General features: G+C 53.6%; 9 protein-coding genes. 8 read left to right on the forward strand and 1 reads right to left on the reverse strand.

The window, feature by feature from the left end:
* Positions 1-73: 73 nt before the first annotated feature.
* Complete coding sequence (locus VMT71_02940) at positions 74-1,702, reverse strand: CoA-acylating methylmalonate-semialdehyde dehydrogenase (GenBank protein ID HVN22901.1); 1,629 nt, start codon at positions 1,700-1,702, stop codon at positions 74-76.
* Positions 1,703-2,187: 485 nt separating this feature from the next.
* On the opposite strand from VMT71_02940, the gene VMT71_02945 reads away from it, so the two are divergent.
* The 8 genes from VMT71_02945 to VMT71_02980 all read left to right on the forward strand — a co-directional run.
* A complete protein-coding gene (locus VMT71_02945) occupies positions 2,188-3,123 on the forward strand; it encodes a 3-keto-5-aminohexanoate cleavage protein (GenBank protein ID HVN22902.1) in 936 nt (311 codons plus the stop codon).
* Between the two features lie 201 nt (positions 3,124-3,324).
* Positions 3,325-4,644 carry an ABC transporter substrate-binding protein gene (locus tag VMT71_02950; GenBank protein ID HVN22903.1) on the forward strand — a complete coding sequence of 440 codons (1,320 nt, stop codon included), beginning with the start codon at positions 3,325-3,327 and terminating at the stop codon, positions 4,642-4,644.
* Positions 4,645-4,808: 164 nt separating this feature from the next.
* Entirely contained in the window at positions 4,809-5,528 is a 720-nt protein-coding gene (locus VMT71_02955; protein HVN22904.1) for an ABC transporter ATP-binding protein, read from the forward strand.
* 164 nt (positions 5,529-5,692) lie between these two features.
* Entirely contained in the window at positions 5,693-6,427 is a 735-nt protein-coding gene (locus VMT71_02960) for an ABC transporter ATP-binding protein (protein ID HVN22905.1), read from the forward strand.
* A gap of 8 nt (positions 6,428-6,435) precedes the next feature.
* Complete coding sequence (locus tag VMT71_02965) at positions 6,436-7,299, forward strand: branched-chain amino acid ABC transporter permease (GenBank protein ID HVN22906.1); 864 nt, start codon at positions 6,436-6,438, stop codon at positions 7,297-7,299.
* A 243-nt stretch (positions 7,300-7,542) separates the two neighbouring features.
* Positions 7,543-8,517 (forward strand): branched-chain amino acid ABC transporter permease, encoded by a 975-nt coding sequence (locus VMT71_02970; GenBank protein ID HVN22907.1) that lies wholly within the window; start codon positions 7,543-7,545, stop codon positions 8,515-8,517.
* Between the two features lie 122 nt (positions 8,518-8,639).
* The gene (locus VMT71_02975; protein HVN22908.1) at positions 8,640-9,614 is read left to right on the forward strand and encodes an amidohydrolase family protein; all 975 of its coding nucleotides are present in this window, start codon (positions 8,640-8,642) and stop codon (positions 9,612-9,614) included.
* A gap of 283 nt (positions 9,615-9,897) precedes the next feature.
* On the forward strand, positions 9,898-10,912 hold a 1,015-nt coding region (locus tag VMT71_02980; GenBank protein HVN22909.1), incomplete at its 3' end, for an amidohydrolase family protein.

Below are 10,912 nucleotides of genomic sequence, written 5' to 3' on the forward strand. Positions count from 1 at the left end.
AGCATGTAACTCCTTTCGTAAAGTTCGGTAGGTCAGATTTGTCCGTCATTTATGTCCTCCGGGAATCCCTGTATCAGCAGCACTCCTTGATGACTATCGATTCCTCTTTTTCCTCTTTCTTCGGCATGGACGTCATTGTCCCGTCCCAGGTATCCACTTTTCCGTGATCCTCCACACCTTCGGTGAACCAGGTACTCGTAACATTCTTGCTTTCCGTATAGAATATGAAACCGTCGCGTCCCATGACATGGAGATCGCCGAAGAAGGAAAGCTTGTGCCCGGTAAAACCGAAAATCCCCACCGGTACCGGAATGCCCACATTTATGCCCACCATGCCTCCGTGCGTCTCTTTTGCGAAGGTGCGGGCGTAGTAGCCGTTCTGCGTATAGATGACCGATCCGTTAGCGAACCGGCTGGAATTCATGATCTTGAGACCTTCCTCAAAATTATTCACCCTCTTGATGCAGAGCACTGGTCCAAAAACCTCTTCCCGGCCCACCGACATATCTTCGGTCACATGATCTAAAATGGTAGGTCCTATAAAAAAGCCTTTTTCACAGCCCGGCGGCACGACTGGTTTTCGTCCGTCAACAATGAGTTCGGCGCCTTCCCTGATGCCTGTCTCGATCCAGCCAAGCACGAATTCCTGATGACCCTTGTTGACTACCGGTCCCATGTCAGTGGACTTCTCGTACGCGGGCCCGAGTTTCATCTGCGATATGTGCTTCTTGAGAGCAGCCACGAGTTCATCGGCAATTGCATTCTCAACCACTATGACGGGAAGGGCCATGCAGCGTTCTCCTGCGCATCCGCAGAACGCGTTGATGATGCCCTGAGCTGTCCTGTCGAGTTTGCAGTCACGAAGCACGAGGGCATGGTTCTTAGCTTCGCAGAGAGCCTGCACCCGCTTGCCGTTCGCTGCCGCGGTAGAGTAGATATGGAGGCCCACACTGGTCGATCCAACAAAGGAGACGCCTTTTATGGCAGGGTGATGCAAGAATATCTCTGCCTCATTCCGACCCGCGGTGATCACGTTGAGGACCCCGGCCGGCAGGCCCGCTTCCTGCCAGAGTTCCATCATGCGCATCGATGACTGCGGCACAAAGCTCGCCGCCTTCAGCACCATGCAGTTACCGGTAGCGATACATATGGGGGCCATCCACCCGTGAGGGATCATGGCAGGAAAATTCCAGGGGACAATGCCCGCGAAAACGCCGATGGGATGGTTGTATCGTGTGGTGTCGTAGCCCGTGGACACGTTCATCAAGGCCTCGCCCTTCATGATGTGCGGCGCGCCACAGGCAAATTCGACGACTTCATTTACCTTGAGAACGTCTCCCATCGCCTCTTCCCATTTCTTTCCTTCTTCTTTGGCGCACAAATAGGTCAGTTCTTCGACATGCTCGTCAACAAGAGCCTTGAGCCGGAAAAGCACCTGGGCTCTCTTACCCGGCGGCATGTCGGACCACTTGGGGAAAGCCTCCACGGCCGCCTGGATTGTGCGCTCCACTTCATCCTTCGTGCACTGGGGGGTATATGCGATGACCGCCCCTGTTGATGGATTGTAGCAGGGCATGTACTTCCCGCTTGCCGATTCGATCCACTTCCCTCCGGCATGATACTTCAACTTAATTGGCTTCTCGCCGCTGATCGGGTCAGCAGGCAGTTGATCGTCGTGGAAAAAATATCGTTCGGTCGCCATCTGTTCAAGCCTCCTCTTTTTTTATCTCGTCCAGTCAGATGGTGAAGCGCCCCGCATGAAGAAAGCCGACCTCGGCTTTCGAGGGTGTCTCAGCGTATCGAAGAACAAACCACCGACCTTATTTCGATTCCGGGAATAAAATAGCATATCTGCGTCTCCGCTTCACCTTGGTAGTAGGGGCTCTACGGACTTACGTAATCCGGCCCTTGCTTCAGGTCCGTTCGCGTTTCACGGTCAATGGGATTTAGGGGATTCCATGTATTAACGGTCGTTTTTAGCATGTTATAATCATGGCGGTCAAGCAGAAACTGTAACCCCTTGTTTGTCTTGACAATAGTGGAGGGTTCAGGTAGAAGTTACGTCAATAACAGCCTCAATACGACCGCGCGTACTTGCGGTCGCAACGGCTGATGATCTACGGAAACGCGCTTGTGGAATCCTTGCGTTCTTTTGCGCTGAGTTAGAATTTGAGGAGGTAAGTGAAAATGGAGAAACTTATTGTCACTGCGGCCCTGACGGGCAACATTACCCTGCCGGTGCAGACACCTTATCTGCCGCTTACCCCGCAGCAGATCATCGACGACGCCGTCAGGGCTGCAAACGCAGGCGCAACATCGGTTCACATTCACGCCCGCGACCCGCAAACTGCAAAGCCGACGACAGACCCTCAAGTTTACAGGGAAATTGCCGCGGGCATAAAGGCGCGCAGCAATGTGATCGTGTGTGTGACCACCGGCGGCGTGACCGGCATGACCGCGGCTCAGAGAGTCCAGGTAGTGCCAAATCTCAAGCCGGAGCTTGCCACGTTCAACACGGGTTCAATGAACTTCTCGATTCACCCCATCGTCGAGCGGTATAAGGATGAGGATTACAAGTTCCCCTGGGAAAAGGAATTCGCTTCCGGTTTAAAGCAGTACATCTTCAGCAACAACTTTGCCGACATGGAATATTTCTGCAATGCCATGCGCGACAATGGCACCAAACCCGAGCTTGAGGCCTACGATGTAGGCCACATCTACAACATCAGATACCTGGTCAGGCAGAAGCTGTTGGAACCGCCCGTCTGGATGCAGTTCGTCACGGGCGTGCTCGGCGGCATCGGCTCTGCCCTCGAAGACGTTATCTATATGAAGCAGACAGCAGACAGACTCATCGGGGCTGAAAACTATAAATGGTCGGTGATTGGCGCCGGCTACCCCGCGGAATTCAATCTGGCAGCGCTCGCGATCATGATGGGTGGACACGCCAGGGTAGGAATGGAGGATAATATCTTTATTGAGAAGGGTGTCCTCACCAAGAGCAACGGGGAGCTTGTTGAAAAGGTAGTCAGGATTGCGAAAGAACTGGGCAGGGAGATCGCAACGCCGGATGAAGGTAGAGCAATACTCGGACTGAAAGGAAGAGACAAGGTCAACTATTAATGGAGCTCGCGTCACCCCCTCCATCGGCAAAGCCGTCGGAGCCTCCCCCCCACTCTTCAGCCCAGCGCGGTGGGTTGTGGGTACCCGGGCGCCGTGCGCGCTAGAGCCGCTTCGCGGCTGTGGCTATCCGGGTCGCGTGCGTGGTGGATATCACTCGAGCAATGGTGCTCGGGTAATTACTAAGGGAAAGGATGGTGGGCAATGAAAAAGCTATGTCTGATCTCGGTGGTCCTATTGGTGTTCGGCGCCTTGATGATGAGCTGCGGTACTAAGGAGCAGGCGCCCGCTGAAATAAAGGTGGGCGTCATTCAGGCACAGACGGGCATGTTCGGAGGTTTTGGCCAGGGCGGCGTCTTCGGCATAAAAGCCGCTGTGGAAGATATCAACAAACAGGGCGGGGTAAGTGTCGGCGGAAAGAAGATGCCTATCAAATTGACTATCGTCGACAGCGAGAGCGATCCGAACAAAGCAGGCTCACTTGCCGAGAGCCTGATTACTCAGGAGAAGGTGCAATTCATCGTGGGCGGAGACGAGCCTCCTCCGATGCATGCGGGTGTATCGACAGCCGCAGACAAGTACAAAGTACCGTACGTCACGTCGGTCGGTCCTTATGAGCCGTGGATGGGCATGAGGCAGGAAACTCCCACAAAGTGGCCGTACACATGGGCAACAGGTTTGTTCGCCATCGAGATGCCTGCACCGCAGGGCGATTTCCGCGCTAAACCCGGTTATACAGTCATGGATACGTGGACAGCAATGCTCGATCTCTTCGGAGGAAAAACGAACAAGAAGGTCGGCCTTATCTGCTCGGACGAGCCTGACGGAAGAGGCTGGTATACCTTGTTCGGGCCGGCGGTCAAGAAGCTGGGATACGATGTGATAGGGCTCGACAAGAACATGGGTCTTCTGCCCCTGGAGACAACCGACTTTTCCTCACTGATAAAACAGTACAAGGACGCGAAAGTGGAAATCCTGTGGGGTAACGCTCCCGGTCCTTTCTTCGGCGCATTCTGGAAGCAGGCCGCGACCCTCGGGTTCGAGCCGAAGATGGTCTGCATCGGGCGCGCTGCGCTCTTTTACACTGACGTCGCAGCCTGGGGCGGTGATCTGCCGTGGGGCATAGGCACGGAGGTCTGGTGGGATCCGTCGATGAAAGACTCTCCCGGCATCGGTGGCACAACGCCCGCCTCTCTTGCGGAGAGATGGATTAAGGAGACCAAGCAGCCTCTGAATCCAGCCATTGGCCCGGGCTACACCACGGTGCAGGTCCTCTCCGATGCTATCCAACGGGCGGGTACGGTCGATCCTGAAAAAGTGAACGCTGCTCTCGCGCAGACCGATCTCTTGACGGTCCGCAACCGCGTCAAATTTGATGAGAACCATTTCAGCCGCGGTCCTCTCATGTTCGGCCAGTGGTTCAAAACAGACAAACCGGAAAAATGGGAACTGAAGGTGGTCTTCTCGAAGCATGACTTTGTGCCTGCCACGGGTCAGCCCATATTCCCGAAGCCGTACAAGTGAGGGAATGGCAGCCAGTGCCTGGCTGCCATTCAATGAAGCGAGGAAGCGATGAAGCGATAATGCGTGAATACCGAACAATGAGGACGTGAAAATGAAGAAACTGCCGCACGTGATTTTGATTGGCACTTCCGCTTCATCGCTTCATCGCTTCCTCATGTTCAGCCATGACTGACATAATCCTTTCCGTAAAAGGAGTGACGAAGCGGTTCGGCGGGCTGACTGCGCTCAGCAATGTGAGTTTCGATGTGCAGAAAGGGGAAGTCGTTGGGCTGATGGGGCCCAACGGGGCAGGCAAGACCACGCTCCTGAACGTAATAGCTGGTGAGTACGCCCCTGACAGCGGTACAATCAGGTTCAAAGACTGCGACATTACCGGCTGTCCGCCTCATAGAGCCTGTCACCTCGGCATTGCCAGAACATACCAGATTCCCCAGCCTTTCGTGACACTCACCGCGCTCCAGAATGTGAAAGTTGCCGCGGTATTCGGCAGAAAAGCCAAAGAGACAACCACCGAGTTTGATTATGACCGTCTATTCCGACTCGTAAATCTTCTGGAGCAAAAGGAGACCGTCGCAGGGAACCTGCCGATCCTGTCCCTCAAGAAACTGGAAATGGCGAGGGCGTTGGCGCGCGAGCCTGAACTGATCCTGCTGGATGAAGTAGCAGCAGGCATCACCGAGGTAGAGATTCCGCGCGTGCTGGAGACGATTCGTGAAATACGCAGGATGGGGATAACGATTGTTATCATCGAACATGTCATCAAGGTACTGGTGAATGTGGTCGACAGGATAGTTGTGATCGACAAGGGAATGAAGATCGCCGAGGGGTCGCCGGCGATGGTCATGAATGACAGCAAGGTTGTGGAGGCTTATTTCGGAGCATAATGAAGAACAAATTCCAATGTCTAAATTCCAATCCCCAAACAATCAACGATTCTCAACAGCCCACACCGCGCGGCCGCATTTTGATAGTGAATAGGGAAAATTTGTTTGGGATTTGGATATTGGAATTTGGAATTTTCTTAACGTCACGGAGTCGTTAACGCAAGATGCCCACTCCACCACTTCTGCGGATCAGCAATATAGATGTTTTTCACGGTACGTTTCAGGCACTGTGGAACATATCCCTGGACATCGGGCAGGGTGAAATGCTGGCACTCATCGGTGCAAACACGTCGGGCAAGACCACACTGCTGGACACAATCTCGGGACTGCTTCATCCGGCCGCCGGCACCATCGAATTCGGAGGCGTGAATATCACGCAGTTGGATCCCTACCGGATAGTGGAACAGGGCATTACACAGGTTCCCGAAGGGAGACGCATCTTTCCCGATATGTCGGTGCTCGATAACCTGCTCATCGGCTCATACTGCGGCACGGCGCGGCAGAAAAGAACGCAGAGTCTCGACTCCGTCTACCAGCACTTCCCCCGACTGAAGGAGAGAAGGAAACAGGTTGCAAAAACCTTAAGTGGCGGCGAACAGCAGATGCTGGCCATAGGAAGAGGTTTAATGGCTGATCCGAAGCTGATGCTGATAGATGAAATGTCACTCGGACTGGCCCCCATAGTGATCGATGAACTTTTCAGGGCCTTGCGACAGATCAAGGAGCGTGGCATCACCATTCTTTTCGTGGAGCAGAACGTGAGGAGAACCCTCAAGGAGGCAGACAGGGCCTATATCCTGGAAACCGGTCGCGTCGCTTTGAGCGGGACAGCATCAGAGCTCTGCGAGGAAGAGCGTGTTAAACAGGCTTATTTCGGAGTGGACGTATGCGGCGTGTAGAACGTTAAATGTTTTCTGGCGACCTTCTCACACCCGTGATAATGGGTATTCTGCTCGGAGGATTATACGCCCTTATTGCGCTGGGGCTGTCGATGGTTTTCGGCGTGATGCGGCTGATCAATCTCGCTCATGGCGACCTCGTTGTGCTCGGAAGTTACGGCGGCTACGCGCTGATGACCCTTTTGGGCATCGACCCTGTCGTGGGCCTCATCATATCCATACCCCTCATGTTTCTCCTCGGTTTCGCCATTCAGAAATATCTCATGGGACGGGCTTTCGACATATCGTCTGAAGCGCCCCTCATTATCGCTTTTGGCATATCGCTGGTCATTCAAAATGCGAACCAGATCCTCTGGACGCCGTTGTCGCGGGCGTTGAACACGCCCTATTCCAGTCTCAGCTTCGCCATCGGCGAGCGCCGATTCCCGCTGATCTACCTTCTCGATTTTTGCGCAGGCATCGTCGTCATGCTCGCGCTGCGCCACTTCCTGACGCACACGTACCTGGGGAGGGCTATTACTGCCGCTTCCCAGGACAAAAAAGCAGCCCAGCTTATGGGGATAAACACAAAACGGGTCTACGGTTACGCGTTCGCGATTGCCATGGTGTCTGCGGTCATAGCCGGAGTTTTTCTAGGAATGACGTTTCCCTTCACTCCCACTTCCGGCGTCTCGTTTCTGACCATTGCATTCGGTACGGTAATTATCGGGGGTCTCGGAAGCATGCTGGGAACATTCCTGGGGGGCATGATTCTCGGGCTGGTTCAAACATTGGGTGGTTACTTTTTCGGACCGGCCAGCCAGATGTTGATCGTCTACGTGATCGTGTTGGTTATACTGGCCATACGGCCTCAAGGTCTTTTCGGGCGCTAGAAATGAAACCTCTTGGGAATGTACATTTGACGCACACGGTCTGGAAACGAACAAGCGCCGCAATGTTTCAAATTCTAAATCCTAATTTCGAAATCCTAAACAATCTCGAATCTCTAAATACCAAATGTTCCAAACATACCATGCTTGATACGCTGTCAATCGTTTTCAGTTTGGCAATTTTGAAAATTGGGATTTGTCTAGAATTTAGATATTGGAATTTAGGATTTGTAAAGCGGGGATAAGATGGCCCTCAAAATGCCTCGGCTGAGCATAAGACTGGCGGCTGCAACATTGCCCATTGCGCTTCTGGCATTGCTGCCACTTATAGGAGCGCCTCAAAGTTGGCTGCTCTATGCCTTTCTCTTCTTCATCTACCTGGCCATGGCGAACATGTGGAACCTTCTTGCCGGCTATTCCGGTCTGATTTCTTTGTGTCAACCAGCCTTCCTGGGGCTCGCGGGCTATATGCTGGCGATCGGCACCTGGGTGGGCATCCCGTGGTGGGCGGGCTTGATCGGGGGGGCCGTGGTCGCCGCCCTGTTTGCCCTCCTCATATCCATACCTGTGTTCCGGTTGAGCGGCATCTACTTCGCCATCGGCACGCTTGTCGTGCCTGAAGCACTACGGATGGTCTTCTATCTGTGGAGGCCGGTAGGGGGCCAGATGCACGGCGCCGGCGCGGGATACATGGTCAAAGGAATCGGTGGCCTCCCGCCGCATTTGACGTACTGGCTCGCCCTTGTTGTCGGGATAGGCTCAATCTTCTTGATGAGGCGAGTCTTACATTCCAGGTTGGGGTTGGGTCTTGCGGCGATCCGCGACAATGAAAGGACGGCAGCAAGTTGCGGGGTGAGCGTCTTCACCTGTAAGCTCTATACCTTCATCATCGCTGCGGTCGTCACAGGACTTGCCGGCGCAGTCTACTACCTCAACCAAGGCTACATAGAACCCTCTGCCACATTCAATGTCAAATGGACAATGACGCTCCTTCTCGCCACGGTCATCGGCGGCATCAGGACAGAAGAGGGCCCTGTCCTCGGCACCATCGTGGTCGTATTCCTCTATTTTATGCTGGCAAGGTATGCAGGCTACAGCCTTTTGATACAGGGGATGATACTGATAGGGCTCATGCTCCTCTCGCCGCAGGGCATAGCCGGCTTGTTACGACGCACTCGCTATTATCGCTACCTGACCCAAGTGGCTCGGCCAACCGCATGAAAGAAATGGCTGAAGGGCAACGAAGAAAGGCGCAAACCCTACTGCTGGGACGGCCGGCGGACTGAGAAAAACGAAATGAGGACACTTGACAGTACCTGATACGATTATAGGAGGTGAACAGAATGACAAAAATATGTGTTGAAGAACACTGGGGCAGCCCCGACATGGAGGCAATCAGAACAGAATGGAGGGCCAGAACCGGGTTCCCGGTCTCGATGGATCCAGAGGCCTTGCCACTGATTCCACCTCGGTTGAAGGATTTCGAAGAAACCCGTCTGCCCCTCATGGATGAGTCAGGCATTACCATGCAGGTGCTTTCAACGAGTTCACCGGGCGTTCAAGGACTTGCAGATGCAGCCAGCGCCATTCCTACGGCGAAGAAAATCAATGACGCACAGGCTGAAATCATCCGCAAATACCCGGGGCGCTTTGCCGGCTTCGCCGCACTGCCGACGCAGGACCCTAAGGCGGCTTGCGACGAACTGGAACGCACAGTGACGCAGCTGGGATTCAAGGGAGCCATGATTCTCGGTCACACCAATGGCGAGTACCTGGACTTGCAGAAGTTCTGGGTTCTCTGGGAACGGGCCGAAGCACTGGATGTACCCGTCTATCTTCATCCTGCTGAACCGCTGGTGGACCAGATAAAGATTTATGACGGCCGGCCAGAGTTTATGGGCCCCGCGTGGAGTTGGGGGGTGGAAACCGGAACACACGCGCTGCGCATTATAGGCGCAGGCGTATTCGATGCTTTTCCCGGAGTCACGCTCATTCTCGGCCATGTGGGCGAGATGCTCCCCTACATGACCGTCCGCATCGACGAAGGTTATGAAATGACCTTCCACAAGACAAAGCTCAAGAAATTGCCTTCGGCCTACATCAGGGAAAACATCATGATCACGACGAGCGGCAAGTATTCTGCGAGCGCTCTGATGTGCGCATTACACGAACTAGGCGCTGACCGCATTCTCTTCGCAGGCGATTACCCGTGGGTCACTCCGAAGGAAGCAGTCGAGCTGATCGAGCGGGTGCCGATGAGCGATGAAGATAGAGAGAAGATTTATCACCTTAATGCCAAGCGGCTGTTGAAATTGTAGTAGATGAAGTAGCTCGCGAATCTGGCGAGCACTGCGAGCCCCATTATATTGAGCGATGACGATAAGGAGAAGATTTATCATTTGAATGCAGAACGTTTATTAAAACTGTGACGATAACGAACAAAAGAATTTTTATCGCAGATGAACGCAGATACGGGCAAAGAGAGATGTTCGCAGATCAAAAAAACTATCCGTCTTATCTCACTTTTTATCCGCTCTTATCTGTGATGAAAGTCTTTTGTCGAGTACCATAATAAGTTCATCAAAAATAAAGGGGGACGACGTGAAGAAAGAGGATGAAATGGACAGGAGAGAGTTTCTTGGGAAGGCGACACTCGCTGCTCTGACCGTGCCAGCTCTTCTGCAGGCGGGTTCTGCGACCGGGAAGGCGCAGGACACATCTTCATCGGTAACTCCAAGCACAGGCACAAAGAAAATGAAAAGAATCTCTGTTGAGGAGCACTGGGGCAACAAAGAACTGGTCGATATACGCAATCAGTGGTACGCCAGAACCGGCACCCCTGCGTACAATGATCCTAAAGTAAACCCCGAAGTGTTCCCAAGGGTAATGGATATTGAAAAATGGCGCATTCCCCTCATGGACGAGTCAGGTATCACCATACAGGTACTCTCGACCAGTTCGCCTGCCATCCAGGGCATCCCGGATACAGCCACTGCCATCGCCACCGCTAAGAGGACGAATGATGAAATGGCGGAAAAGATACGGAAATATCCGGGTCGATTTGCCGGTCTTGCGTGTGTGCCCACACAGGACCCCAAAGCAGCTGCGGATGAGCTTGAACGAGCCGTCAAACAACTCGCGTTCAGGGGTGCCATGATACAGGGGCACACAGGCGGAGAGTACCTGGATGACAAGAAGTTCTGGGTACTCTGGGAGCGCTCCGAGGCACTGGGAGTGCCGATCTTCCTGCATGTGACCGAGCCAATGCGAGAGATGAGAAAGATTTATGAAGGCCATCCTGAACTATTGGGGCCCATGTGGTGCTGGGTGGTGGAAGCTGCGACACATTCGCTGCGCATTGTTGGCGCCGGTGTATTCGATGACTTCCCGAAAGCCACGCTGATTCTCGGACATCTGGGCGAGACCCTGCCCTACATGCTTGGCCGTTTGGACGAGGGCTATGCAATGACCTTCCACCCGGTGAAACTGAAGAAACCGTTTTCAGAATACATCAGAAGCAATATCATGGTGGCTACGAGCGGCAAGTACAAACCTGAAGCCCTTATCTGCGCCATCAATGCTATGGGGGCTGATCGAATTCTCTTCGCAGCAGACT

It is taken from the genome of Syntrophorhabdales bacterium, assembly GCA_035541455.1.
Lineage (GTDB): Bacteria > Desulfobacterota > Syntrophorhabdia > Syntrophorhabdales > WCHB1-27 > JADGQN01.